The organism is Vibrio sp. 704 (assembly GCF_033339295.1).
In genome coordinates this window covers 177,730-202,579 of record NZ_JAWOUH010000003.1, presented here as the reverse complement: position 1 = coordinate 202,579, position 24,850 = coordinate 177,730, and the positions used below count along the sequence as shown (strand labels likewise).

Annotated in this window: 25 protein-coding genes, 1 riboswitch and 1 other annotated feature; of the genes, 5 read left to right on the top strand and 20 right to left on the bottom strand. The window is 44.3% G+C overall.

Going from position 1 to position 24,850, the window contains the following annotated elements:
• Nucleotides 1-14: 14 nt before the first annotated feature.
• The 5 genes from hisB to tet(35) all read right to left on the bottom strand — a co-directional run bounded on the left by hisB (nt 15) and on the right by tet(35) (nt 6,384).
• The gene (gene hisB / locus R7R24_RS06945) at nt 15-1,088 is read right to left on the bottom strand and encodes a bifunctional histidinol-phosphatase/imidazoleglycerol-phosphate dehydratase HisB (protein ID WP_005389832.1); all 1,074 of its coding nucleotides are present in this window, start codon (nt 1,086-1,088) and stop codon (nt 15-17) included.
• Nucleotides 1,089-1,157: 69 nt separating this feature from the next.
• Nucleotides 1,158-2,198: a histidinol-phosphate transaminase gene (gene hisC / locus R7R24_RS06940; protein ID WP_017634689.1), complete on the bottom strand. Its 1,041-nt coding sequence runs from the start codon at nt 2,196-2,198 to the stop codon at nt 1,158-1,160.
• Between the two features lie 12 nt (nt 2,199-2,210).
• Nucleotides 2,211-3,509 carry a histidinol dehydrogenase gene (gene hisD / locus R7R24_RS06935; protein WP_054575132.1) on the bottom strand — a complete coding sequence of 433 codons (1,299 nt, stop codon included), beginning with the start codon at nt 3,507-3,509 and terminating at the stop codon, nt 2,211-2,213.
• A gap of 5 nt (nt 3,510-3,514) precedes the next feature.
• Nucleotides 3,515-4,411 carry an ATP phosphoribosyltransferase gene (gene hisG / locus R7R24_RS06930; protein WP_005378180.1) on the bottom strand — a complete coding sequence of 299 codons (897 nt, stop codon included), beginning with the start codon at nt 4,409-4,411 and terminating at the stop codon, nt 3,515-3,517.
• Between the two features lie 53 nt (nt 4,412-4,464).
• Nucleotides 4,465-4,602: a sequence feature (His leader region), on the bottom strand.
• 180 nt (nt 4,603-4,782) lie between these two features.
• Nucleotides 4,783-6,384: a tetracycline efflux Na+/H+ antiporter family transporter Tet(35) gene (gene tet(35), locus R7R24_RS06925; RefSeq protein WP_005378182.1), complete on the bottom strand. Its 1,602-nt coding sequence runs from the start codon at nt 6,382-6,384 to the stop codon at nt 4,783-4,785.
• 109 nt (nt 6,385-6,493) lie between these two features.
• Nucleotides 6,494-6,676, bottom strand: a riboswitch (Lysine riboswitch).
• A gap of 582 nt (nt 6,677-7,258) precedes the next feature.
• On the opposite strand from tet(35), the gene R7R24_RS06920 reads away from it, so the two are divergent.
• Nucleotides 7,259-7,666 (top strand): H-NS family nucleoid-associated regulatory protein, encoded by a 408-nt coding sequence (locus R7R24_RS06920; RefSeq protein WP_005378185.1) that lies wholly within the window; start codon nt 7,259-7,261, stop codon nt 7,664-7,666.
• Between the two features lie 126 nt (nt 7,667-7,792).
• Here the strand turns inward: R7R24_RS06920 and R7R24_RS06915 are convergent, their stop codons facing one another.
• Nucleotides 7,793-9,097, bottom strand: a complete 1,305-nt coding sequence (locus R7R24_RS06915) for an inosine/guanosine kinase (RefSeq protein WP_005378187.1) — start codon at nt 9,095-9,097, stop codon at nt 7,793-7,795.
• Between the two features lie 117 nt (nt 9,098-9,214).
• Nucleotides 9,215-9,484, bottom strand: coding sequence for a hypothetical protein (locus R7R24_RS06910; RefSeq protein WP_005378190.1), 270 nt, complete (start codon nt 9,482-9,484; stop codon nt 9,215-9,217).
• A gap of 188 nt (nt 9,485-9,672) precedes the next feature.
• On the opposite strand from R7R24_RS06910, the gene mnmA reads away from it, so the two are divergent.
• The 3 genes from mnmA (at nt 9,673) to purB (ending at nt 12,949) form a co-directional block, all read left to right on the top strand.
• Nucleotides 9,673-10,797, top strand: coding sequence for a tRNA 2-thiouridine(34) synthase MnmA (gene mnmA / locus R7R24_RS06905; RefSeq protein ID WP_005378192.1), 1,125 nt, complete (start codon nt 9,673-9,675; stop codon nt 10,795-10,797).
• Between the two features lie 10 nt (nt 10,798-10,807).
• Nucleotides 10,808-11,425: a high frequency lysogenization protein HflD gene (gene hflD / locus R7R24_RS06900; RefSeq protein ID WP_005378194.1), complete on the top strand. Its 618-nt coding sequence runs from the start codon at nt 10,808-10,810 to the stop codon at nt 11,423-11,425.
• A gap of 153 nt (nt 11,426-11,578) precedes the next feature.
• A complete protein-coding gene (gene purB, locus R7R24_RS06895) occupies nt 11,579-12,949 on the top strand; it encodes an adenylosuccinate lyase (RefSeq protein WP_005378198.1) in 1,371 nt (456 codons plus the stop codon).
• A 133-nt stretch (nt 12,950-13,082) separates the two neighbouring features.
• Here purB and R7R24_RS06890 read toward each other — a convergent pair whose 3' ends face one another.
• The 9 genes from R7R24_RS06890 to htpX all read right to left on the bottom strand — a co-directional run bounded on the left by R7R24_RS06890 (nt 13,083) and on the right by htpX (nt 20,301).
• Entirely contained in the window at nt 13,083-13,616 is a 534-nt protein-coding gene (locus R7R24_RS06890) for a DUF3833 domain-containing protein (protein WP_017634388.1), read from the bottom strand.
• Nucleotides 13,616-14,209 (bottom strand): chalcone isomerase family protein, encoded by a 594-nt coding sequence (locus R7R24_RS06885; RefSeq protein WP_017821712.1) that lies wholly within the window; start codon nt 14,207-14,209, stop codon nt 13,616-13,618. The genes R7R24_RS06890 and R7R24_RS06885 overlap by 1 nt, the downstream gene beginning before the upstream one ends.
• On the bottom strand, nt 14,169-14,681 hold the full coding sequence (locus tag R7R24_RS06880; RefSeq protein ID WP_005378203.1) for a DUF2878 domain-containing protein: 513 nt from the start codon (nt 14,679-14,681) through the stop codon (nt 14,169-14,171). Before R7R24_RS06880 ends, R7R24_RS06885 begins: the two co-directional genes overlap by 41 nt.
• A 6-nt stretch (nt 14,682-14,687) precedes the next feature.
• Complete coding sequence (locus R7R24_RS06875; protein ID WP_054577958.1) at nt 14,688-15,944, bottom strand: SAM-dependent methyltransferase; 1,257 nt, start codon at nt 15,942-15,944, stop codon at nt 14,688-14,690.
• On the bottom strand, nt 15,938-16,756 hold the full coding sequence (locus R7R24_RS06870; protein ID WP_054575131.1) for a DUF1365 domain-containing protein: 819 nt from the start codon (nt 16,754-16,756) through the stop codon (nt 15,938-15,940). Before R7R24_RS06870 ends, R7R24_RS06875 begins: the two co-directional genes overlap by 7 nt.
• A gap of 1 nt (nt 16,757) precedes the next feature.
• The gene (locus tag R7R24_RS06865; protein WP_054577960.1) at nt 16,758-18,068 is read right to left on the bottom strand and encodes an NAD(P)/FAD-dependent oxidoreductase; all 1,311 of its coding nucleotides are present in this window, start codon (nt 18,066-18,068) and stop codon (nt 16,758-16,760) included.
• Nucleotides 18,069-18,080: 12 nt separating this feature from the next.
• Complete coding sequence (locus R7R24_RS06860; protein ID WP_054577961.1) at nt 18,081-18,806, bottom strand: SDR family oxidoreductase; 726 nt, start codon at nt 18,804-18,806, stop codon at nt 18,081-18,083.
• Nucleotides 18,803-19,222, bottom strand: a complete 420-nt coding sequence (locus R7R24_RS06855; protein ID WP_005378211.1) for a nuclear transport factor 2 family protein — start codon at nt 19,220-19,222, stop codon at nt 18,803-18,805. Before R7R24_RS06855 ends, R7R24_RS06860 begins: the two co-directional genes overlap by 4 nt.
• 209 nt (nt 19,223-19,431) lie before the next feature.
• On the bottom strand, nt 19,432-20,301 hold the full coding sequence (htpX, locus tag R7R24_RS06850; protein WP_005388085.1) for a protease HtpX: 870 nt from the start codon (nt 20,299-20,301) through the stop codon (nt 19,432-19,434).
• Between the two features lie 473 nt (nt 20,302-20,774).
• On the opposite strand from htpX, the gene R7R24_RS06845 reads away from it, so the two are divergent.
• A complete protein-coding gene (locus R7R24_RS06845) occupies nt 20,775-20,978 on the top strand; it encodes a hypothetical protein (RefSeq protein WP_054575128.1) in 204 nt (67 codons plus the stop codon).
• A gap of 81 nt (nt 20,979-21,059) precedes the next feature.
• On the opposite strand, the gene bioD is transcribed toward R7R24_RS06845, so the two are convergent.
• Genes bioD through bioB form a run of 4 tightly spaced genes read right to left on the bottom strand, consistent with a single transcriptional unit; the run spans nt 21,060 to nt 24,754 of the window.
• Nucleotides 21,060-21,746, bottom strand: a complete 687-nt coding sequence (gene bioD / locus R7R24_RS06840; RefSeq protein ID WP_054577962.1) for a dethiobiotin synthase — start codon at nt 21,744-21,746, stop codon at nt 21,060-21,062.
• Nucleotides 21,743-22,564 (bottom strand): malonyl-ACP O-methyltransferase BioC, encoded by an 822-nt coding sequence (bioC, locus tag R7R24_RS06835; protein WP_005388087.1) that lies wholly within the window; start codon nt 22,562-22,564, stop codon nt 21,743-21,745. Before bioC ends, bioD begins: the two co-directional genes overlap by 4 nt.
• Nucleotides 22,564-23,715 carry an 8-amino-7-oxononanoate synthase gene (gene bioF / locus R7R24_RS06830; protein WP_191115705.1) on the bottom strand — a complete coding sequence of 384 codons (1,152 nt, stop codon included), beginning with the start codon at nt 23,713-23,715 and terminating at the stop codon, nt 22,564-22,566. Before bioF ends, bioC begins: the two co-directional genes overlap by 1 nt.
• Nucleotides 23,702-24,754 (bottom strand): biotin synthase BioB, encoded by a 1,053-nt coding sequence (bioB, locus tag R7R24_RS06825; RefSeq protein WP_005378222.1) that lies wholly within the window; start codon nt 24,752-24,754, stop codon nt 23,702-23,704. The genes bioF and bioB overlap by 14 nt, the downstream gene beginning before the upstream one ends.
• Nucleotides 24,755-24,850 lie beyond the last annotated feature (96 nt).

Here is a 24,850-nt window from a genome sequence, read left to right as displayed (position 1 = left end):
TGCTAACGTTAGCCTTAAAGCACGCCTTTACTACTTGGTAGCTCAGTGCCTTCTACTTTGATTGCTTGGCGTAACGTACGACCAAACGCTTTAAATAGACTTTCAATGATGTGGTGATCATTGTTGCCCGCAGAAGAAAGGTGCAACGTACACGCTAATGTGTCAGTCAGAGAGCGGAAGAAGTGAACCACCATCTCTGTTGAAAGATCACCCACTTGCTCACGACTAAACTGCGCGTCGAACTTAAGGTAAGGACGACCTGATAGGTCTAGTGCGCATTGCGCCAAACACTCATCCATTGGCAAGCTAAAGCCAAAGCGACCAATACCACGCTTGTCACCCAGTGCTTCTTTCAACGCTTGACCCAACGCAAGAGCGGTATCTTCTACTGTGTGGTGATCATCAATGTGCAGGTCACCTTCCACTTTGCACACCATTTGGAATCCACCGTGCGTCGCAATTTGATCCAGCATGTGGTCAAAAAAGCCAAGACCTGTAGAAATATCGTTACCGCCTTGCTCGTCAAGATTAACGAATACTTTAATGTCTGTTTCTTTTGTGGTGCGAACCACTTCAGCAACGCGAGCCTTCACCGTGAGATCTTTTAGGATCTGTTTCCAACCCATGGTTTCTGGGTTGTATTGAATGCCACGAATTGCCATGTTTTCTGCAAGTTGAAGATCGGTTTGACGATCGCCAATCACAACAGAGTTTTGAAAATCCACTTTGCCACCTTGAAGGTACTCTTTTACCAAGCCCAATTTAGGCTTACGGCAAGAGCAGTTATCTTCATCGAAGTGAGGACAAATCAGCACATCATCAAACTTCACACCTTGAGATTCAAAGATCTCCATCATCATGTTGTGTGGTGCATCAAAATCAGCTTGTGGGTAGCTGTCGGTACCCAAACCATCTTGGTTCGTGACCATCACTAGACGGTATCCTGCATCCTGCAACGACAGCAGGCTTGGGATAACAAATGGTTCTAGTTTTAGCTTATCTAAACGGTCTACTTGAAAATCAATCGGCGGCTCAACAATTAAGGTGCCATCACGGTCGATAAAAAGGATTTTTTGTTGTTTGCTCACTCGAACTTCCTTATTGCTATTCTTTTGGCGCTCCCGCTATTTAGCGAGAGCGATAAATTCTGTCTCTATTTATGCGTAGTAGTTTCTGATAAATCCAAGCGTTTTTTCGCACTCGTCACGGTTACCCACACTGATACGCACACAGTTTTCAATTGGCGAGTTACGCAAAATAATGCCCGTATCCCAAGCCGCTTTGAAAAGGTCATCGCCATCTGGGAATTTCACCAATAGGTAGTTCCCCCACCCTTCAAACACTTCCAAGCCCGGAATCATTGAAAGGCCAACTTGCAAGTAAGCACGGTTTGCATTCAAATCGAGAACTTGAAACTTCGCTCGCGCTAAACCAGCTTCCGAAAGCGCCTGAGTCGCAATTTCTGCCACTGGAACTGGGACTGGGTAAGGTGCGATAACTTTAAGAAGTACATTAATCAGCTCTTCGTTCGCAAGCGTAAATCCACAACGTAGACCTGCAAGCGCAAAAGCTTTCGACAGAGTACGCAGAATTGCAAGGTTCGGGTATTGCGCCAGTAGGTCTACCGTTGACGCTTCTGGACAAAAATCGATGTACGCTTCATCCATCACCACGATTGCACGGTCTTTTGTCATCTCAAGCAGAGACACAATGTCCTCACGCTTAACCAAGTTACCTGTTGGGTTGTTTGGCGAACATACAAAAACCAGTTTCACGTTATCCAGATTAGCTTCGATGCCTGCAAGGTCTAGTTGCCAATCTGACGTTAGCGGCACGGTTTTGCGCTCTACACCGATGGTTTCTGCACTGATGGCGTACATGCCGTAAGTTGGTGGGCAGTAAAGAATCGCATCTTCACCCGGCTCACAGAATGCACGAATTAATAACTCAATACCTTCGTCTGCGCCGCGAGAAGTCAGTGTTTGTTCTGGCTTCACACCCGCATACGCTGCGTAAGCGGAAATCAGTTCTTTCGGTTGGCATTCGCTGTAACGATTAAGACGAGCAAAGTCTGTTTTGTATTCATTGTTAAATGGTGATTCGTTGGCATTTAGCCATACGTCACCCGTACCACCGATTCGGCGAGCCGACATATAAGGGGTAAGCTGTTGGACTTGTTTACGCGCTAGCTTTTCCATCTCATTACTCTCTTATTCTTTCTTACTTGCTAATTTTTCTACGCGGATAGTAACAGCACGTTTGTGAGCGTCCAGACCTTCTGCTTCAGCCATCGTGACTACCGTTGGTGCAAGGTTCTTTAAACCATCAGCAGAAAGCTCCTGAACCGTCATTCGTTTAGAGAAATCCGCCAAACCTAAGCTTGAATAAGTACGTGTGTAACCGTAAGTAGGAAGGACGTGGTTAGTCCCCGATGCGTAATCTCCCGCAGATTCAGGCGACCAATCCCCAAGGAAGATAGAGCCTGCATTATCAAGTAGAGGTAGAAGCTCACGAGGGTTCTTAGTCTGAACAATCAAGTGCTCAGGACCGTAGTAATTGGAAATAGAAACTGACTGCGTCATCGACTCGGAAATAATGATCAAGCTTGATGCCAGAGCCTTTTCTGCGATGTCTGCACGAGATAGCTCCTTAAGCTGACGTTGAACCGCATCCGTCACTTGATCAGCAATCACAGGAGAAGGAGTCACAAGTACCACTTGAGAATCAGGACCGTGTTCTGCTTGGCTCAAAAGATCCGCAGCGATAAAGTCTGCATCTGCGGTTTCATCGGCAATCACAAGAACTTCTGATGGACCTGCTGGCATATCAATCGCCGCACCACGGAAATCATTACTTACCTGACGTTTTGCTTCGGTCACGTAAGCGTTGCCCGGACCAAAGATCTTATCTACTTTCGATACAGTCTCGGTGCCATAAGCCATTGCAGCAACTGCTTGGCCACCACCGACGTTATACACCTCATCAATGCCACACAGTTTCGCGACATAAAGGATCTCATCAGCGATTGGCGGTGGAGAACAAAGAACGACTTTACGACAACCTGCAATTTTTGCAGGAACGCCGAGCATCAAAACAGTCGATGGCAAAGGCGCACTGCCACCCGGAATGTACAAACCCACTTTTTGAATTGGGCGTGTTACTTGTTCACAAAGGACACCTGGCTGGGTTTCCACCTTGATCGGTTGCGGCTTTTGCGCTTTGTGGAACTTAGAAATATTGGCGTAAGCTTGCTCTAATGCGCTCTTCATTGACTCTGACAAACGCTCTGACGCTGCCTTAATTTCCTGAGAAGAAACACGAATGGATTCAGGCTTAACACGGTCAAACTTTTCGGTCAGCTCAATAAGAGCAGAGTCACCTTCTTCTCGAACTTTAGCAATAACTTCGGCCACAGCAGTGGTGATATTGGCACCTTCTGCAATAGCAGGGCGCTCCAAAATAGAGTCTTGCTGATTCTCACTTAATGATTGCCAAACGACTGTTCTCATGATGCTTACTCCATCATTTTTTCAATTGGTAGAACGAGAATTGAACTTGCGCCCAACTCTTTCAGCTGTTCCATTGTTTCCCAGAACAGGTTTTCAGAACTCACTAAGTGAACAGCCATTTTCTGCTTATCTGCAGAAAGAGGAAGAACAGTTGGGTCTTCAGCACCTGGCAGTAGTGCTTTAATTTGATCTAACTTCTCTGCTGGGGCGTGAAGCATAATGTACTTAGATTCTTTCGCTTGCTGCACGCCTTGCATGCGAGTTAACAGCTTTTCGATTAGCGCCACTTTGTCTGCGTCGAACTCACCTGTGCGTTGAATCAATGTCGCTTTTGATTTGAAGATAATTTCAGCTTCTTTAAGGCCGTTCGCTTCCAGTGTTGCACCTGTAGAAACCAAATCAGCGATAGCATCAGCGAGACCCGCGCGAGGCGCAACTTCTACGGAGCCTGTCAGCATACATGTAGAGAATGGAACGCCGGCTTCATCCATGTACGCTTTTAGAAGTTGAGGATACGTTGTAGCAATACGCTTGCCAGCTAAGTCTTGTGGACCGTTGTACTCTTCGTCCTTGTCGATTGCGATAGATAAACGACAGCCACCAAAATCAAGTCGACGAAGCTGAACAAACTCGCAGGGTTCACCTAATGCTTTGCGGTCAAGGCGAACTTCTTCTAGCTCATTTTCGCCAATAAAGCCAAGGTCAACCACGCCATCCATAATTAAACCTGGGATGTCGTCGTCACGAACCAAGAGTAAATCAATTGGCATATTTTCAGAATGGACAACTAAACGCTCGCCCATTACGTTGAACTTTACGCCGCACTGTTTTAGTAGAGCTTGACTCTCTTTGCTAAGACGACCTTTTTTCTGAATTGCGATTCTTAAACGTTGTGTTTGCATTGCTTTGTCCCTATGCAAGATTTTGATATCTAAGTATTTTTCAAACTAATAAAACTAAAAAACCCTCGGGAGATTGAAGTCTCCCGAGGGTTTAAAATCTGCTTTTACTTTGATTTTACCTCCGGGAGTTTCCTGCCTCCCGGGTATGCGTACATCGCCCGAAAGACTAGATTGGGTGATGATGGTGATGAATGTTCATTACAAAATTACGCATACTTATTTCAAGGCTCTTCTCATTTGCTTTGTTACCAACCACACTAACCAAGCTGATTACTTTTTTCAACCCTTAATTTTAAAAAAATTCGAATTGTATAATACAAATAAAAAAGGAGGCCGAAGCCTCCTATAAATTTACTTTTTAAATCAGTGAATTACGCACTCTGGCAAGACGCTATTTTAGACTTTGAAAGCCATGACAAAATAGCGCAAACGATAACGAATGTTATCGACGCTGCAATGAACGAGAACGCTATTGAAGCAGTCATACCAAGGGCAATAAAGCCGACGCATGAAACAAGCGCGACTGATAATGCATAAGGTAGCTGTGTTGATACGTGATCAATGTGGTTACAACGTGCACCCGTCGATGACAAGATAGTCGTATCTGAGATTGGTGAACAATGGTCACCGAATACCGCACCAGCTAAAACCGCACTCAACATCGGTAGCATTAGCGCTACGTCTGTTGCACCAGCCATGTCTCCGGCGATTGGAAGCATGATGCCGAACGTACCCCATGAAGTACCTGTTGAGAACGCCATCAGGCCAGACAACAAGAATAAGATAACTGGGAGCCAATGAGGGTTGATATTTCCCTGCGCCATTGTCGAAAGGTAAGTACCAGTCTTCATATCACCGATAACAGAGCCAATGGTCCAGGCAAATACTAAGATTAGAATCGCACCAAACATAGACTTAGCACCAATCCAAAGTGTACGTGCGATCTCAGCCATTGGTAGACCTTGCTTCACAACAGTAAACAGTGCAACTGCTAAGCCAAGCAAGCTACCGTAGATTAGTGATGTACCTACATCTGTATTTTCAAAAGCACCAAGAAGCGCAAACTCCTTACCATCAGCAGCCAATGCTTGGCCACCCGTGTAAAGCATTGAAGCGATAGTCGCGATAATCAGCGTCACGATAGGAAGTATCAAATCTGACACTTTACCCTTTTCACTTTCACGGATATCTAGCTCTTCATTTAGGTCATGCGCTTCTTGCGAGTCATTTTCTTTGTCTTTATCAAAGCCACGACCTTGCGATGCAGAGATCTCATGCTCACGCATTTTACCAATATCAAGACCAAACCACGCAACAGCGAACACCATTAGCAGCGCAAAAACGGCGTAGAAGTTCATTGGGATAAGACGAACATATGCGCCAAGAGCCGAATACTCTGTGATCCCATGTGAGACTAAGATCCCGCCAATAATAGTAATAATGTAAGCACCCCAGCTAGAAGCAGGCATAATTACACACATTGGAGCAGCGGTTGAGTCTAGAATGTACGCAAGCTTAGCGCGAGACACATAAAAGCGATCGGTTACTGGGCGAGAGATCGCACCAACAGCAAGGCTATTAAAGTAATCATCGACAAAAATGAATACGCCTAAAAAGGCGGCAAGAAGTTTGGAGCCGCGTTTACTCTTAACTCGAGATTGTGCCCATTCAGCAAAAGCACGAGTACCGCCAGATAACGTTAATAAAGCTGTTGTCATACCTAATAAGATTAGGAAGCCAACAATGCTCATGTTCCAAGTGTTAATTCCGCCATCTTCAATAAAGACAGAAGAAACTTGAGAACTGACGTAACCTGCGGTGTCGCTGATAGACCAGCTATTAAGTAGCACCGCACCTAGCACGATACCTACACCCAAGGAAACTAATACACGTCGAGTCAAAATCGCCAAAGTCAAAGCGACAATAGGTGGCAATAATGAAACAGGAGAACTAGAAAAATCTATTAAATTCATGATCTTCAAAAACCAAAGTTTGGCTAGAGATCTACTGCAGACAAGTCACGTAGCATACGATACGTGCTCATGTTGAACTTAGCGACAGGGAAGCGAACACTCCACCCAACCCTACAGTAGCGCTCCATAGTTTAATGTGAATATATACTATGGCAGTGTTGTTCCTTTCAGATACAACCCCAGCAAGTAACTTTGATGAGTTACTTACTTCGGCAATCTTCGCCTTCCACTATTATTCATTGGCATCACCCCAATAATAGCTACTCTTCGAGACCGCGCCTCTACGGCAACAACAAACAATTAACCACTAACTGTACAAATTAACAACAAATTGTCTGCAATATTGCATCAGGTGGCAGCCATTGTACTTATGATGAGAGTCAATGCAACACATCAAACTAAATTAAACAAATAAATAATGGCTGAGATAATTTATAAACCTTGCCTACTTCCATAAGTTTTGTGCAACTGAAATCACATCAATCATGTTATTTATGAAACATTATTACTACCTTAGAAATATCATGGTTTATCTTATATCAATAAATTAAGGATATATGACACACCATTAAAGATGGATGCTTCATATTTTTAAGTAATAACTCAAATTTTTTTATAAAAAACCAAGCTGTCACTCTCTCTATACAATAATGATTGTTGATTTTAGTTCTCATCTAATAATGATTTATTTCGAGTGTAATAATATTAATTGCTTTAAAAAATAGTCAAATTTAAACAAAATCTTGATTTAGCATTTGCACATAAGGAAAAGATAAAGTTAAATATAAGGACTCTTTGTTTATTTATAGATTGGCATTATTTAATCGTAACGATAAAAAGTGCCCAACACATTAACCTTTTAATAGGAATCGTTATGTCAGAGCTGACTAAAACCCTTCTAAATATCCGTAGCCTTCGTGCATTTTCTCGTGAGCTGACTCTAGAACAATTGGAAGAAGCTCTAGATAAACTCACTACTGTCGTAGATGAGCGTCGTGAAGCAGAAGAAGCAGAACGCGCAGCACAAGCAGAGCAAGAAGCTAAGCTTGCAGAGATTGCTGAGAAAATCGCTCAAGACGGTATTGACGTAGAAGCACTTATTACTGCGCTATCTGGCGAAACTAAGACGAAAGGCAAAGCGAAGCGCGCACCTCGCCCTGCTAAATACAAATACACAGATTCAAACGGTAATGAGAAAACTTGGACTGGCCAAGGTCGTACACCTTCGGCGATTCAAGAGCAACTTGATGCAGGTAAATCTCTGGATGAGTTCCTAATCTAGATCCATGCTATTTTTAAAAGGCTCCCATAGGGAGCCTTTTTTATTTAAACCATTACAAAAAAAAAGGCACATTTCTTAATGTGCCTTTTACTTTAGTTACAGAATAGTTAATTAAACCGCTTCGTATTAACGTTCCCAGTATGCTTCTTCTAGGCTATCTTCTCGCTCAGGAAGTCCGCGCGACAATCGTGGTGAATGTTGCACGAGAACTTCGTAGCTAGCACGGTTTGCGTATTTGCAGACTTGAGAAAAAGAAGAGTAAGTTAAATACTCGTTACTGTGCTTGCTTGAATTAGGCACATTTTCTTTATGGTATTTATTTGCTGCCATATCATGAAGAACAGCAGATAACGCAGCATCACCTGCGCCATTTGTATTCTTAATTTTTTCTGGGCCACCCATATATGGCGAGATATGCGAGTACACTTTTATTGGCGTCTCGCATGAGTCTTTTTTCGCCGGACGACTGAATTCATAACGATTAAATTCAGCAATTGACCCTGGAAGTAATGGCAAAGAAGTTTCGCGCTTCGCGCTATCCTCCGTATACCCAGCCATAAATAGACCTACAGGACCCGCCGTGCACAATACTAGATCAGCCCACTCCAATGTTTTATCAGACGCAGCAAGTGGATCAGATTCCCCCGTCAGAGCTTCTGCTTCATCTTCATTCATCGCAACGACTGAAACGTTATCTCGAATGAATTCTTGCCAATATTTAGGGTCATCTTGAATAACAAACTTTGTGCCTAAAGTCAGAACAACAGGCACATCATTCTTTTTCGCGTACTCAATCGCTTTCATTGTTGCTTCCGGCATTGGGTCGCCGTCTTTGCAACGTACTAGATATGACGTCAGTACAAGTGCTGATGCATTTTTAAAGATTTTCTCTGGAATGCTATCAGGATGGAGTTGGTTCATTTGCCCTTCGCTGATAGCAAAAGTACGTTCACCGTCTTCTGTGATAAGAGCAAAACAACGGCCAATTGCACCATCTACACCTTGTAGGTAGTTCAAATCCATGCGGCTTGATGTATTACAAAGATAACGGTAACCGTAGCTGCCAATCTTAATATCCTGGCTCATCACTCCAAGTAGTGTGGAGCGGTCATCCGCTAGCACGGAGTAGTTATGTAGCGTGTTACCAATTGTACCGCCCGCATACTCATTGGTAATCAAGTTCTCTTCTTTCAGTTGCTGGTATAACTCTTCTGCTCTTTCGTCATCGATAACCAAAGAGTGACCTTTACTCAGACCGTACTTTTCAATCACATCCGTTGTAACTTTTGCTTCAATATCAACCAAGGTTTGGTCAATACCAATGATGTGAGTGCGCGTCATCTTCTTGCTTTCTTGTGCTTGGCTCACCAGCGGGTCACGAGCATGAACAGGAAAATAGTGCTTCGATTTGCGTTGTCCAGGAAATTTCATATTGTCAGTCTGAGTAAGGGGATGAAAAGGAGAGCGGATTCTATACCGCTAATAATAAAGCAGCAATAAAAGCGATTATAGCAAACGTTTGCTGACTACTTTTTTCTTTTAGGTGGCTTATTCACCTTCCATAAAGCTGAGATCTGGTAGTTGCTCAAGGTGCTCGCTATAACGCTTTAGGTTGAACTCACCTTCATTCTTCATCACATCAAAAATCTCAATTGACATCGCACATGCCATCATCGCAACCGCATCTTCACGTGGTGTGCCAGTCATCATTAAACGCATAAGGGTTTCTTTTACTTTAAGCGGGTTGCCATCTTCGAGCTGATTTTCCACAATTTCAATCAACTCACTTTCTTGCATAAATTGGTTTTCTTCTGTCATTTGGTGTTTCCTCTTGGATTTTGGCCAACTATGCCATATATACCTCTTCTATACTTGCGAAATTACTCGTTCGAATCTTTGTTGAAGAAAAATCCAGCGAAACGAATTGTGATTTCGATCTCGGATCTGTCACCGGTCTGTGGATTCTGATAGAATCTGCATCCCGTTTATTTAAGTGGTGTTTAGTAATGTCTGATAACAGCCAAAAGAAAGTCATCGTCGGTATGTCCGGCGGCGTTGATTCATCTGTTTCCGCGTATCTTCTAAAGCAGCAAGGCTACCAAGTAGAAGGCCTTTTCATGAAGAACTGGGAAGAAGATGACAACGAAGAATATTGTACAGCGGCAGAAGATCTTGCTGACGCTCAGGCAGTATGTGACAAGCTAGGCATCCACCTACACACTATCAACTTTGCTGCCGAATACTGGGATAACGTATTTGAGTACTTCCTTGCTGAATACAAAGCTGGCCGTACTCCGAACCCTGACATTCTTTGTAACAAAGAAATCAAGTTCAAAGCATTCCTAGAATTCGCTGATGAAGTACTTGATGCTGATTACATTGCAATGGGCCACTATGTGCGTCGCTCTTTCCCAGAAAATGGTGAAAAACCACAGATGCTACGTGGTCTAGATGGCAACAAAGATCAAAGCTACTTCCTGTACACATTAAGCAACGAGCAAATCGCACGTAGCCTATTCCCTGTTGGTGATCTAGAGAAGCCAGAAGTGCGCCGCATTGCGGAAGAACAAGATCTAATTACCGCTAAGAAGAAAGACTCAACTGGTATTTGTTTCATCGGTGAACGCAAGTTTACAGAATTCCTCGGTCGCTACCTTCCAGCTCAGCCTGGTAATATCGAGACGCCAGAAGGCGAAGTGATTGGTCAACACCAAGGCCTGATGTACCACACACTTGGTCAGCGTAAAGGTCTACACATCGGTGGCCGTAAAGGCGGCGGTGGTAACGAGGACCCCTGGTTCGTTGGTGAGAAAGATCTAGAACGTAACGTTTTGATTGCTGTTCAAGGTAAAGACCATCCAATGTTGAAATCAGAAGGTCTACTTGCATCACAACTTCATTGGGTAGATCGTGAGCCAATTCGCGATGTTATGAAGTGCACAGTGAAAACTCGTTACCGTCAGGAAGATATTCCTTGTACAATCATCCCTATCGATGATGAAAACATTAAAGTTATCTTTGACGAGCCACAAATTGCTGTAACTCCAGGTCAATCAGCAGTGTTCTACAAAGGTGACGTGTGCCTAGGTGGCGGCATCATCGAGCAACGCATTAAATATTCTCAAGCTTAGGAGTCGTTACGTGGCGAATACACTTTATGACCGTACTATCGCTTTCGCTGGGATTTGCCAAGCTGTTGCTTTAGTTCAACAGGTAGCGAGAAACGGACATTGTGATCAAGATGCTTTTGAAACATCAATCAACGCTATTTTGAGCACGAACCCTGCTAACACAGTTGGCGTATTCGGTCGCGAAGCCGATCTAAAGCTCGGCCTAGAATGCTTGGTTAAAGGGATTGATAGCACACCATCAGGCAGTGAAATTACTCGTTACATTATTAGTTTAATGGCGTTAGAGCGTAAGTTAAGCTCTCGTAACGATGCTATGTCTCAGCTTGGTGATCGTATTCAAATGGCCAAGCGTCAGTCAGAGCACTTTGAGCTACTAGACGATCAAATGATCAGCAATTTAGCGAGCATCTATCTGGATGTCGTTAGCCCTATTGGCCCACGCATTCAAGTAACGGGCACGCCATCTGTACTGCAGCAGACGGCAAGCCAACACAAAGTTCGTGCGCTGTTGTTATCTGGCATTCGTAGTGCAGTTCTTTGGCGTCAAGTTGGTGGTAAGCGTCGCCACCTAATCTTCGGGCGCAAGAAGATGGTAGAGCAAGCACAAATCCTTCTTGCTCGTCTGTAGTAAAATATCAAATAAGCAGCTCGCGTTTATCGCGAGCTCATTTTTTTCGACTAAAACAAATCTCGCGCAAACGTTTGCGCAATATTCGTGACAATTGCCACAGTTATTGGTATAAAGCTCACGAAATTTAGAAACCCAATTCAGGAGAACATCATGGAACTGTCAGCATTGACTGCTGTTTCACCAGTAGACGGCCGTTACGGAAGCAAGACAATTGCGTTACGCGAAATTTTCAGTGAATACGGTCTACTAAAGTACCGTACTATCGTTGAAATCCGCTGGCTACAAAAGCTTGCTGCTACTGCTGAAATTGCAGAAGTGCCAGCGTTTAGCGCAGAAGCAAACCAATTCCTAGACGACCTTGCTGCAAACTTCTCTGAAGAAGATGCACGCCGTATCAAAGAGATCGAGCGTACAACTAACCACGACGTAAAAGCGGTTGAGTACTTCCTAAAAGAGAAAGTAGCAGACGTTCCTGAACTGCACGCAGTAAACGAGTTCTTCCACTTCGCATGTACTTCTGAAGACATCAACAACACATCACACGCTCTAATGCTTAAAGAAGCGCGTGAGAACGTGATTCTTCCAGAAATCCGTAACCTAATCGACGCTATCAAAGCACTAGCAGTGGAATACCGCGACATTCCTCTTCTATCTCGTACACACGGTCAGCCTGCTTCTCCATCTACTATGGGTAAAGAAATGGCAAACGTGGCGTACCGTATGGAGCGTCAATTCAAGCAAATCGAAAACGTTGAGATCCTAGCGAAAATCAACGGTGCAGTAGGTAACTACAACGCACACCTTTCTGCTTACCCAGAGCTAGATTGGCACAAGTTCTCTGAAGAGTTCATCACAGAGTCTCTAGGCGTAACTTGGAACCCTTACACAACTCAAATCGAACCGCACGATTACATCGCTGAGCTGTTCGACGCTATCGCTCGTTTCAACACTATCCTGATTGACTTCGACCGCGACGTTTGGGGTTACATTGCACTAGGCCACTTCAAGCAAAAAACTATTGCTGGTGAGATCGGTTCTTCAACAATGCCTCACAAAGTTAACCCAATCGACTTTGAAAACTCAGAAGGTAACCTAGGTCTTGCGAACGCTGTATTCGGCCACCTAGCACAGAAACTGCCTATCTCTCGTTGGCAACGTGACCTAACTGACTCAACGGTTCTACGTAACCTTGGTGTTGGTGTTGGCTACGCTATCATCGCTTACACTTCTACGCTTAAAGGCATCAGCAAGCTAGAAGTAAACCGTGAAGCGCTTCTTGCTGAACTAGACAAGAACTGGGAAGTACTAGCTGAGCCAGTACAAACAGTTATGCGTCGTTACGGCATCGAGAAGCCATACGAGAAGCTGAAAGAGCTAACTCGTGGTAAGCGTGTAGACGGCGAAGCAATGCGTAACTTCATCGACGGTCTTGAGCTTCCTGAGCACGAGAAAGCACGTCTGAAAGAGATGACGCCAGCGAACTATATCGGTCAAGCAATCGAGCTGACAGATAAGCTGTAATCCTCGTGTAACGACCAGATACCTAAAAGGTTGACGCGAAAGCGTCAACCTTTTTTAGTTAGGAGAGTTAGGTCGGGAGAAAATAATTTTAGTTATATGGAATGGATTATTAATTGAAGATCAGCCCCATTTGTTATGGCTGCTTTTGGAAGAACAAGGTTATTGTTCCTACTTCCACACCAAACTTTTTTATTTTCGTTAGATTGAAAACGTGTCTGTCATCCTGACGATAAAGCCAATCATCAAAAGCAACCGTCACTGATGAATCCTCCATTTGTAGCTCAAAGTCATATTGCCACTGTAACGCATTGCCCTGCTCTTCCCCTGTTGCTACACCTATAATATCGTCTGCCTTACCTTCATAACGACCGTCTTCTAATCTAGTGATAACCCAAATTCGCTGGTCCACCTCTCCGTCATCAAACACGAAGTCTTCCACCAGCGTCAGCGTATCACCCGCTACAGTACCCACTATATCGACTTCAAAGCGACGCGTTTGCTGTCCGGTATAATCTTGCACCATCCCCCACGCCTTTATGTCGCCTTCGAAATAACCGAATACGTCAAAAGTCGGTGTAGAAGAGCGGTAATTATCAATGTCTGCGGAACATGCCGAAAGAAAAACAGCTGCCACTAAAGTCGCTGATTTAAAAATTCGTTTAAACACTATCTAACCTGCCCTATCAATTGTTTTCGGAGTTTCGGAAATTCTGTGTTGGGTGATAACCATATAGCCAAAAATGCATCGTTCATTCGTTCGTCTTCAATGATGCCAACGTTCTTTACTTGCACGTCCCCAACCTGCTTATAAAAAAGCTGACCAGATTTTCCATCTGTTAGATAAGTAAGCTCGTCACCTTTTTGAATATCAGGAAACATACGATCGAGCTCGCTGATCCAAGCTTTTCGATATGAGTCCGTAAAACCCAATTTCGCCCACTGCTCATCCGTCACATCAAGCAGCTGTTGCTTACTGATGTCTCTCTTGTAATTAATTTCCAACGCAAGGGGATGTGGCGATACGTCATCGCTTACGATGAACTTTCCATCAGGCGCTTTTAATCTTGAGTGATAAATATCGAAGATGAACCAAGTAAGTTGGGCTTCTCCAACAGTTTTCCATCCCTTCCAATTCGCAATGTTGCTGGCAGCTTCGCTATTTCCAACAGGTTGAGCTTGCAGAGCAAAAGAGCCAGTTACTATTACCAACGCAAGCAGCCTAGTCAGTCTCTGAGTTAAGTCTCTCTTCAAGCTTTTCATTTCCGTACACCTTGAGTATCAAGAGCATCATGACGCACCATTCGACAAACAACATTGCCAGTGTAGCGCCAGTGCTAAATCCAAATTCAACGGCTTGGAGCTTATAGCCAGCAAAGTAGCTCGCTGTTCCTCCGAGTCCGCCTATTATTGATACGTAGGTTTTTGGGAAACGGTACAAAATTGACTTAAGTTGATAGGCATACCAAGAAAACAAAACCCACAAGCATAATAACCAGACTGGCAGCCATGGGGTTGGAAAGACAAAGACCGATAGTTGTTGATTGAGCGTATCAAGCACGAGCCCGCTCGTGACGATCACACCAATACTTTTGAGCGAAGATGCATCGCTTTTCAGACAGTATAGTAGGGTTGCCAAAGTAAGGAATAACGTCACCCATTGCCATTGATAGGTTCCAAGCACCGCTGCAAACCAGCAGAGTTGGAACCATGTCGAAGCAAGAAATACCTTCATAACGAACTACGGGCGTTGAAACGTCATGTGAACTGCACTGATCGTGCGAGCCAAAAAGCCCCCTTCACAGTAGCTCAAATAGTAGCGCCACATACGCACAAAGCGATCGTCGTAGCCAAACGAGCGCACTTCATTCTCTGCTCGATTAAAACGAAGGTGCCATTCGTTCAGCGTCTTGGCGTAGTCCAAACCAATATCGAACAAGTCTCGCGTCACTAAGTCACTGTACTTTGTTGTTGCTTGGGTTAGTGAGGTTACCGACGGTAAAAAACCACCCGGGAAAATGTACTTTTGGATAAAGTCGACGTTGTTACTGTAGTAATCGTAACGCTGATCGGCAATCGTAATCGCTTGAATCGCCATCAAGCCACCAGACTTCAATAAAGACTCACAGACCTTAATGTACGAAGGCAGGAATTGTTTGCCCACAGCTTCAATCATTTCAATAGAAACGAGCTTGTCATAAGTGCCGGTTAGGTTTCGGTAATCTTCTTTGAGTAGAGTGATTTTGTCTTCTAAGCCACGCTCTTTGATTTTTTGCTCCGCGTACGCGTGTTGCTCTTCAGATATCGTTGTTGTGGTGACCTGACAACCGTATTGTTCAGCCATGTAAATCGCCATAGCGCCCCACCCAGTGCCAATTTCAACAACATGATCGGTAGATTTCAGCTCAAGTTGCTGACATAGACGATCCATTTTGTTGATTTGAGCCTGCTCTAGAGAGTCATCCGCATGATTGTAAAGCGCCGACGAATACAGCATATTGATATCAAGGAACGCTTCGTATAGGTTGTTACCCAAGTCGTAATGCGCATGGATATTTTTACGTGAGTTCTCTTCAGAATTTCTGTTTGACCAATGACTGAACTTGTACAGTATTTTAGTCAACCAACTGCCTTGCTCTTCGAGTTTATCTAGAGCACGCATGTTAAGGGCCATCAGTTTCATTAATGAGGTTAAATCGGGGCTATCCCACCACCCATCCATATAAGCCTCACCAGCAGCAATACTGCCGCCCTGCAAGATCCGTGAATAAAAGCCTGGATGTTTTACCTCTATAGTAGCGACAACAGGTTGACCACTGTACTCCCCATTTGGCGCACTAAAACGCTCGCTTCGCTCTGTCGTTTCCGTCTTAAAACTTTCAATAACTGTTAAGCAGCCGATTTCCATTTTTTGCAGACATTGAAAAATAACTCCGCGAGCCGCTTTTTGCGTTGTCGTCAATTTACGCGGCAATGTCATAGAACTAGTATTTAACATGCAGAATTCTCCTTGTGCTTTTTATTTTTTTTGTCTGTTTTTTCAGTATCGGCTTCTATTTCTTCATGCGTTGAATATTTAGGATGAGAATAAAATGGTGCGCCTTTCACCCAAAGTTTTAATGCGTGCCAATAAATACCAACCATTACTTTTACCGTTTGTATTGGTGTAACGATCAAACACCTCAATAAGGTTTTGCTTGAAAGTGGCTTGGCTTTCATAACCATGGTAGCATCAAAGTGTTTCTTTCCTTTGTGACATTCAAGATGAATATTCAACTTGTCTGTCAAAGGTTTAATTCTCCAGCGGTAGAGTTGGTCAATCGGGTTGAATGGTGAAACATGGAATGCTTTAACTTGTTCCCAACCAAACTTTTCTTCTTCTTTATCTGCTGACACCACGTAGTAATGTCGTTCATTCCAAGGAGTGTTACTCACCTCTGCGAGGAGATACTTCCATTCTCCTTCCGTGTTATAAACGTAGTAGAAATTAACGGGACTGAAATAAAGCCCTAGATAACGCAAGTGACAGACTGCGATTACCTTGCCGGTACAGCGAACACCTGTCAGTTCTTCAATTTTGCTGTGCACTGCCGACTTGACGCTGCCTTCACCAATGTAATCACTGCGCTTGAAGCGAGCCCAATGCCACCAACGCGAACCAAAACCCCATACTTTTTTCTCTAAAGCATCGAGCTCGTCTACATCGATGGCGGGCATAAATAAAGAGTAGTTCAACTCATGATTCACAGGCGTGAATCGACGGTGACGAACGTTGCCTATAAACAATCGGCTGTTCATTTGGCTATCCATATCACGCTGCGCCTTTTTCGAAAGGAACCACATTTTGTTCGCGGTACTTTTCTTCTAGTTCTTTCACAACATCAAGCGCGCTACGCACGCCATCTTCATGAAAACCGTTGTACCAATAAGCGCCGCAGAACCAGGTACTTTGTTTGCCCTGTATCTCATCTTTGCGCTGCTGCGCTGCAATAGACTCAGTGGTGAATACTGGATGATGATAAGTGAACGAACGCAAGACTTTATTTGAGTTAATTTGCTCAGTACTGTTCAACGTTACACAAAACGTATGTTCTGATTGAATATGCTGAAGAATGTTCATGTTATAAGTGAGCGAAGGGAGGCGTTGCTGTTCCTCTTCACTGCCTTCCAATAGGTAGTTCCATGATGCCCATGCTGCCTTACGTTTTGGTAGTACGGCAGAGTCGGTATGAAGAACAACTTCATTTGCTTGGTATGTCATATCCCCCAAGATTTCCTGCTCAATTGGGCTGATATCCTCTAGCATTCTCATTGCTTGATCACTGTGACAAGCAAAGATAACGTCATCAAACCAATGCGTTTCTCCGCGAACTTGAACGCCAACCCCTTTTTCGTTGCGAACCACTTTTTCGACAGGACTATTAAGACGAATATTCTCGGCAAAGCCTTTGGTCAATGGTGGAATGTATGAACGTGAACCACCTTTAATCACATACCATTGTGGTCGGTTAGTCACATCTAGCAGACCGTGGTTGAGGAAGAAACGTAAGAAGAACATAAGAGGGAATGCGCGCATGTCAGCTAAAGTCGACGACCAAATCGCAGCACCCATCGGTAATATGTAGTTATCGGTAAAAAAAGCACTGAATTTGTGTTCGTCAAGGAACTCACCTAACGTCTGAGAGTGCGAAGATTGCTCGCTAGCGAAGCGCTTGGCAAGTTTATTGAAACGAAGTATCTCGAAGATAAATCGATAAAATTTAGGGTTTGCCCAGTTACGTTTTTGAGCAAACAATGTCGACACTGTGTGGCCGTTGTACTCTAGTCCGTTCCCATCGTTTCTGACACTGAAGCTCATTTGAGTCGGCAGACCTTCAACGCCAATCTCGCTCATCATTTTAATGAAATTAGGGTACGTACGGTCGTTATAGACGATGAACCCAGTGTCTATCGCGTATTCTCTACCATCAAGGCTCACATCAACGGTTGCAGTATGGCCACCGATGTAATCGTTCGCTTCAAAAAGCGTTACCTCATGTTCTTTATGCAAGTAATAACCACAAGTAAGGCCAGAGATTCCCGTTCCCACAATCGCTATCTTCTTTCTTCCTGCTGTTTTCATTTTTATTCCTTCTTATGATACGAGTTTAGCAGTTAGGCGAGCTTGCCAACTGTATGGAAGTAACGAGATAAAACGTAAAATACTGGTAAATCTCGCTGGGAAATAGATATAGGTCTTGTTGGCGGCTAACTGCTTCCTGATAGAGTCCGACGCTTGCTGAGTAGAAATGATCATTGGCATTTCGAAGTCGTTTTTGTCAGTCAACGGCGTTTCAACAAAACCAGGAAACACCGTTACCACTTTGATCCCTTTCTTTTTCAAGTCGACGGCGAGCGTGCGTGCAAAATAACTGACTGCCGCTTTGGATGCGCCGTAAGCTTCTGCACGAGGCAGTGCCACTTCTGATGCGATAGAGCCAACAATAACAATGCGGTGCCCTCTCTCTAAATGTACTTGGCAGCCTTCAACGCAGTTGGCAACACCGACAACATTTACGTTCATCACACGCGCCATGAGTTTCGCGTCGACCACTCCCTCATCCATGTACTCACAATCGCCTGCGTTAAAAACCCATGTGTTTGGCGTAAAGGGCAAATTAGAGAGCGCCTGCTGAGTTTCCTCATAATTTGTCACATCAAACTGCAATGTATGAATTTTGGAAGAAACTGCCTCCAGTTCTGCAAGAACATCTTGATTCCGACCACAAGCAATCACATTCCATTCTGAGGTCGCGTAATCTAGGGCAAGCTGTCTTCCTATTCCGGAGGTGGCGCCTGTGATTAAAATGGTGTTGTTCATTGTCCTAACCTCTGCTTGATGGTTTTAACGACTGAACCAAGTAATGGTAAATGCTCATAGAGCATCTCTCCGAGATCAAAATAGTCTCGGTGATAAATGACCTGACCTTCGCTAAATTTGAGGTGCGAAACACCATTGACGAGAATAGGCGCACCCTTCTGAAGTTTGGGATGCTGAAGGTCCATTGTCCACGTTAGGAAGCCTGTATCTCCGACTTGTTGATGCTCATGGATTACAAAATCACAACTGATGACGTTGGCATATAATGAGGTGAAATAATCCGAAAGTGCTGGCCATCCTTCTAAACGATGCGCTGCGTCCTCAAATACTACATCTTGGTGATATATATCCTTAAGCAGATGTAAGTTCGCTTTGTTGAGCTTTTGATAGATATTGCCAACAGACTGTATGTCCATTTTTTACTCCTACACGCCCATTAAGTTGTACAAAATTATTATATGTACAAGATAGTTCATTCCTCCAAAGTTGTACAAAAATAATTTTGTATAACTTTATTTCTGTAAGTAGTACGTGATGAAGTTCGCACGCGATCAATCGGCGAAAAAAAAGGCTTGGTCAAAACCAAGCCTTTTCAGCAGATTAACAATTATTTAAGTAGGAACAATTAGTATTGCTGGCCTCGCAACGCTGCAATACGTTTATCTAGCGGAGGGTGGCTCATTAGTAGCTCAGTCAGCGACTGCTTGCCATTGATACCAAACGCCATCATGGTGCCATCCAGTTGAGATTCATGACTCACCTTCAAACGCTCTAGAGCCGCAATCATTTTTTCTTTGCCAACGAGGCGCGCAGCACCTGCGTCCGCGTGGAATTCGCGATGACGGCTGTACCACATAGTCAAGAAGCTAGCTAGGAAACCAAATACCAGTTCAAGCACCATGGATACGCCAAAGTAAACCATCATATTTGTACCTTGGCCTTCTTCATCATCGTTCGATGCCACGATATTGGCAATAAAGCGTGATAGGAAGATAACAAACGTGTTCACGACACCTTGCATCAACGTCATCGTGACCATATCACCATTTGCAATATGGCTCACTTCGTGTGCAAGTACTGCCTCTGCCTCATCACGAGTCATATTGTGTAAAAGACCAGTAGAAACTGCGACAAGAGAGTCATCTCGTTTTGCACCTGTCGCAAATGCATTGATATCTGGTGAATCATAAATAGCCACCGTTGGCATACCAATACCCACTTGTTGAGCTTGACGACCCACAGTTTCGACTAACCAATGCTCCGTTTCGTTGCGCGGGCTTTCAATGACCATACCACCAACCGAGCGTAGCGCCATACCCTTTGACATCATCAACGAAATAAATGCGCCACCAAAACCAAATACAGCAGCCATTACAAGTAAACCTGACAGACTGCCTGGTTGCATTCCAGTTACAGCGTAAACAATATTCAGAACAACACTAAGCACTAGCACGACAGCTAGGTTAGTTGCTAGGAATAACATAATTCGCTTCATTACTTTTCTCCGAGGAAGCTTATCGTTTTTTTAAAACGGATTGTTATAAGGAACAAATGGTAATCGCTATAAAAGCCAATTCCGTTGATTTTCATGTTCCGTGCGTTATAGATATAGTCTATCCGCGATAAAAACAAGGTTAAGCAATAAATTGCAACATTTGTTTTCGGGACTGAAATATTTGATTCAAGCGATTTCAAAACATGCTTTGGTAGGAGCCGGAACCTCCGTTCATATACATTTATCAAAATGATAAAATAAGCTCTGAGCTACCCATCATCTATTGATAGATGATCTTGGTGTTAAATCTATCACCTCTTAGCAACTTAGCTAGAAATTTTTTAATAGACCAAAAACAGTACGTTAGCTCTGCTATAGACTTTGGTCTTATTGTGCGGCTACATGGACATGCTAAATTCGAATGAGATGAACAAAACAGAGCCACTCTAAGTACATTGCAAAAAGTGCATTGGGTGAGCTCAAAAACTCCATGTATTGAGGGAAAAACCATGGTAGAAACTAACGACTATCAGATGGCTATTGATTTACTGCGTTGTCACCTAGGCATCTCAGAGGACGAGGCAAAGCAACAACTTGGTATTTCAACCGATCATCATATGTCTCAGCGTGTTGCAGAAACACAACAAGCATTGATGGGGCTCAGCCAAGATAAGTAATCTGACTTTTTAGGTTACACCAACAAGAAAGGGCTGCATTGCGCAGCCCTTTGGTTTTTTAGTCTTTTACCCTAAACACCATTAGTCAGTGTTTAGCAACGGCTCTACATTAATGTACTTGCCTAGCTCTTTACGTTTAGCACTTGGAATATATGGAATTTCCCCAAGCTTAGGTGCATCGATACGTGCTTCTAGCATCTCGATAATGTCAGCGTAGTGCTCTGTGCCTGGGTTGACGCGGTTTGCCACCCAGCCAACAAGATTCAAACCATCCGTTTTAATACTCTCCGCTGTGAGTAAAGCGTGGCTCAAACAGCCTAATTTAATGCCAACCACCAGTACAACAGGTAACTGCTCTTCTTTTACCCATGTAGATAAACAGTCCGTATCGGATACTGGCACACGCCAGCCTCCAGCACCTTCAACGAGAACAACATCGGCTTGCTGCTTATGTTGAGCCAGTTTTTGACTCAGAACATCGTAACTTATTTCGACATGTTCATGCTTCGCTGCAATGTGGGGAGAAGCAGGCAACTCTAAAGCGTATGGGTTCACATCATCATAGGCCACATCGAGTGTTGCGGCGTCTTGTAAGTGTAAAGCATCAGAGTTACGCCATCCGGCTTCAGTCTTGTCACTCCCTGCTGCCACTGGCTTATAACCAATAGTGTTTAGTCCTTTTGCGGCGATCGCTTGCAAAATGGCTTTAGACGCTACCGTCTTTCCAACATCAGTATCCGTACCAGCAATAAAAAAAGCATCAATCATAGATGTATTACTCCAAAACAAACCTGATAACTTGCAGGTAGAAGACCTTGATCGTTTTTAAACGCTTGGTACGCATGCTCAACTTTTAACAAAGTCTCGCGACTAGTTAAACCGTGTGAGCGCCCGCTTACGTGATTTGCACCTATACCTTTGAGGTCACGCATAACTGAAAATGCAGAGTCGTACCAAACTGTGATGGTGGTCAAGTCTAGTTGATGGCTGTCACATCGAGATTGCGCTAACGCAATTTTTACCTGATTGAGCGTTAGAAAGTTATTGACGTGTTGATATGCATCAATTTTTTCCCATGATGCACGCAGCTCATACAGTGATCCATCAACCAGTGTAGAGAACCACGCTTTCCCACCATTTTTTAGCACGCGGCGCACTTCTTTTAGTGGGTAACTTAAATCTGTACACCATTGCAGCGCTAAACTTGAAAACACGTAATCGAAGCTATCATCGTCAAATGGTAAGTTTTCAGCATCAGCAACTTGGTAGTGCATTCGTACTGCACCACAACGCTGCTCTGCTTTATCTAACATGGCTTGAGAGATATCGCCGCAGACTACTTCCGCACCGCGTTGTTGAAGTAGTTGGGAGAAATAACCCGTGCCACAACCTAAATCCAATACACGTTTTCCCGTCAAGTTTTCAGGAAGTTTATCAAGCAGCTGATGCCCGACATCACGTTGAAAAGCCGCATGTTTATCGTATGTTTCTGCTGCTTTACCAAACGAAGAGGCAATCGCGTCTTTATCTTGATGGAAACTCTCTAACGCGAGCGTTTGCGCTAATGCGGTAGTTGCATTATCCATTACAGCGCTCCTAATGCTTGCTTCAATGCCATTGAAAGCGTTTTAACTTGTTCGTTGGTGTGATTGGCAGTGAGTGTGATTCGAAGGCGAGACGTCCCTTTAGGCACCGTCGGTGGTCGAATAGCGGTAACCCAAATGCCGTTTTGGCGACAAGCGCTCGCAACCTGCAAAGCCAGTTCAGATTCACCAATCACAAACGGCTTAATCGAAGTCTGAGTCTCAACAAAGCCCTCCAGATCGCTGAGGCAGTCTCGATACACTTCACTAAGCTCTGAAAGCTTTTCACGTCGCCAAGACTGCTCTTGAACGATAGAAACCGCATGCGTTAGCGCATAGGCTTGTGCCGGAGGCATCGCTGTGGAATACACATGGTGACGAGCAAACTGAGTCAAAAAGTCTCCCGTTGCGTGGTCGCATAAAATAGCCGCGCCCGACATACCAAACGCTTTGCCGAAAGTAACGATCAGTATCTCAGGTTTAACCGTTGCCAACTCGCAAGAACCACCACCGGATTGACCAAGAACGCCAATACCATGAGCATCATCGACAGCAAACCAAGCATCATGACTGCGAGTGGCTTCAGCTATATCGCTGAGCGGCGCGCAGTCACCGTCCATGCTGAATACCCCTTCCGTCACAACTAGATGGTTGTCTTCGCTATTAATCAGCGACTTTAGGTGCTCGATGTCATTGTGTTTGAAGCGCTTCATCTTAGCTGGTGACAACGCCCCCGCTTCTATCAATGAAGCATGATTCAAACGGTCTTGGATCAATACGTCTGACTTTTCTAACAAGGTGAACAACAAGGCTTGATTAGCACTGAATCCAGAACCAAACAGAATTGCTCTGTCGTAGCCCAACCATTCAGTTAGTGCGGCTTCTAAATTGCTGTGTGCTGCACTAAAGCCAGTGACCATTGGCGATGCTCCACTGCCACTGCCGTATACGCTTAAACCTTGCTGCCACGCACGAACGAGCGCTTGATCATTGGCCAAGCCCAAATAATCATTACTTGAGAAATTAATGTAGCGCTTGCCTTCGTGCTCCAAAACGGACTGGTTACCGGCAAACACCACATTCATAGAACGATTCAACCCTTGCGTTTTACGCTTAGCAAGAGCGGACTCGATACGAGATTTAAACGCTGGCATCGTAGAAAAGGTCGTCTTTTGTCGGACGGGCAGCAACGCGCTCTACGACGCGATCGAGTAACTCGTTTTCTTCGATTTCATCAGGCTTTTGAGACACCTCTTGGCTGTTAATACCGAGCTTGTTGAACAGCATCATATCTTTGTCTTCAGAAGGGTTTGGCGTGGTCAGAAGCTTGCAGCCATAGAAAACGGAGTTTGCACCCGCCATAAAACACAGCGCTTGCATTTGTTCGTTCATGTTTTCACGGCCAGCGGATAAACGAACGGCTGACTGAGGCATCATGATTCGTGCAATCGCAATCAGGCGAATGAAATCGAAAGGCTCAACATCATCCACTTCTTCCAGTGGTGTCCCCTTTACCTTCACGAGCATGTTGATTGGAACGCTTTCAGGGTGTACCGGCAAGTTAGCCAATTCAACCAACAAACCTGCTCGGTCGTTAGCACTTTCACCCATGCCGATGATGCCACCAGAACAGATCTTCATGCCAGCATCACGAACGTGAGACAAAGTATCTAAACGATCTTGGTAAGTACGTGTGGTAATGATGTTGCCGTAGAACTCAGGTGAGGTATCTAGGTTGTGGTTGTAGTAATCAAGACCCGCGGTTGCCAATTGCTTTGCTTGATCTGGCGTCAGCATACCTAATGTCATACACGTTTCTAAACCCATGCCCTTCACGCCTTTGATCATGTCGGTCAAATGCGGCATGTCACGCTCTTTTGGATTTTTCCATGCTGCGCCCATACAGAATCGAGTAGAACCAGCATTTTTGGCTTTTTGCGCAGCATCGAGTACGCGTTCTACTTCCATCAGACGCTCTTTCTCGATGTCTGTGGTGTAACGAGCACTCTGAGGACAGTACTTACAATCTTCTGGACAAGCACCTGTCTTAATCGACAGAAGCGTGCTTACTTGAACATGGTTGGTTTGTTGATATTGACGATGTACAAGCTGCGCTTCGAATAGGAGATCCATGAATGGTTTTTCCATGAGATCGCGCACTTCAGCATGCGTCCAGTTATGACGAACTTCCACGTGTATTCCTTTAGTCACTTTTGTTGTTGTGTTGACAGTCTACTGAGTCTCGATAAACTGTCAACATAACACAAAGGAACAAAGTTTACATCTGTT

What these genes read in the sequence shown, in the direction of transcription:
- hisC (WP_017634689.1), bottom strand. Translation starts at nt 2,198, where the DNA reads ATGGAAAAGCTAGCGCGTAAACAAGTCCAACAGCTTACCCCTTATATG.
- hisD (WP_054575132.1), bottom strand. Translation starts at nt 3,509, where the DNA reads ATGAGAACAGTCGTTTGGCAATCATTAAGTGAGAATCAGCAAGACTCT.
- hisG (WP_005378180.1), bottom strand. Translation starts at nt 4,411, where the DNA reads ATGCAAACACAACGTTTAAGAATCGCAATTCAGAAAAAAGGTCGTCTT.
- R7R24_RS06920 (WP_005378185.1), top strand. Translation starts at nt 7,259, where the DNA reads ATGTCAGAGCTGACTAAAACCCTTCTAAATATCCGTAGCCTTCGTGCA.
- R7R24_RS06915 (WP_005378187.1), bottom strand. Translation starts at nt 9,097, where the DNA reads ATGAAATTTCCTGGACAACGCAAATCGAAGCACTATTTTCCTGTTCAT.
- R7R24_RS06910 (WP_005378190.1), bottom strand. Translation starts at nt 9,484, where the DNA reads ATGACAGAAGAAAACCAATTTATGCAAGAAAGTGAGTTGATTGAAATT.
- mnmA (WP_005378192.1), top strand. Translation starts at nt 9,673, where the DNA reads ATGTCTGATAACAGCCAAAAGAAAGTCATCGTCGGTATGTCCGGCGGC.
- purB (WP_005378198.1), top strand. Translation starts at nt 11,579, where the DNA reads ATGGAACTGTCAGCATTGACTGCTGTTTCACCAGTAGACGGCCGTTAC.
- R7R24_RS06885 (WP_017821712.1), bottom strand. Translation starts at nt 14,209, where the DNA reads ATGAAAAGCTTGAAGAGAGACTTAACTCAGAGACTGACTAGGCTGCTT.
- R7R24_RS06880 (WP_005378203.1), bottom strand. Translation starts at nt 14,681, where the DNA reads ATGAAGGTATTTCTTGCTTCGACATGGTTCCAACTCTGCTGGTTTGCA.
- R7R24_RS06875 (WP_054577958.1), bottom strand. Translation starts at nt 15,944, where the DNA reads ATGTTAAATACTAGTTCTATGACATTGCCGCGTAAATTGACGACAACG.
- R7R24_RS06870 (WP_054575131.1), bottom strand. Translation starts at nt 16,756, where the DNA reads ATGGATAGCCAAATGAACAGCCGATTGTTTATAGGCAACGTTCGTCAC.
- R7R24_RS06865 (WP_054577960.1), bottom strand. Translation starts at nt 18,068, where the DNA reads ATGAAAACAGCAGGAAGAAAGAAGATAGCGATTGTGGGAACGGGAATC.
- R7R24_RS06860 (WP_054577961.1), bottom strand. Translation starts at nt 18,806, where the DNA reads ATGAACAACACCATTTTAATCACAGGCGCCACCTCCGGAATAGGAAGA.
- R7R24_RS06855 (WP_005378211.1), bottom strand. Translation starts at nt 19,222, where the DNA reads ATGGACATACAGTCTGTTGGCAATATCTATCAAAAGCTCAACAAAGCG.
- htpX (WP_005388085.1), bottom strand. Translation starts at nt 20,301, where the DNA reads ATGAAGCGAATTATGTTATTCCTAGCAACTAACCTAGCTGTCGTGCTA.
- bioD (WP_054577962.1), bottom strand. Translation starts at nt 21,746, where the DNA reads ATGATTGATGCTTTTTTTATTGCTGGTACGGATACTGATGTTGGAAAG.
- bioC (WP_005388087.1), bottom strand. Translation starts at nt 22,564, where the DNA reads ATGGATAATGCAACTACCGCATTAGCGCAAACGCTCGCGTTAGAGAGT.
- bioF (WP_191115705.1), bottom strand. Translation starts at nt 23,715, where the DNA reads ATGCCAGCGTTTAAATCTCGTATCGAGTCCGCTCTTGCTAAGCGTAAA.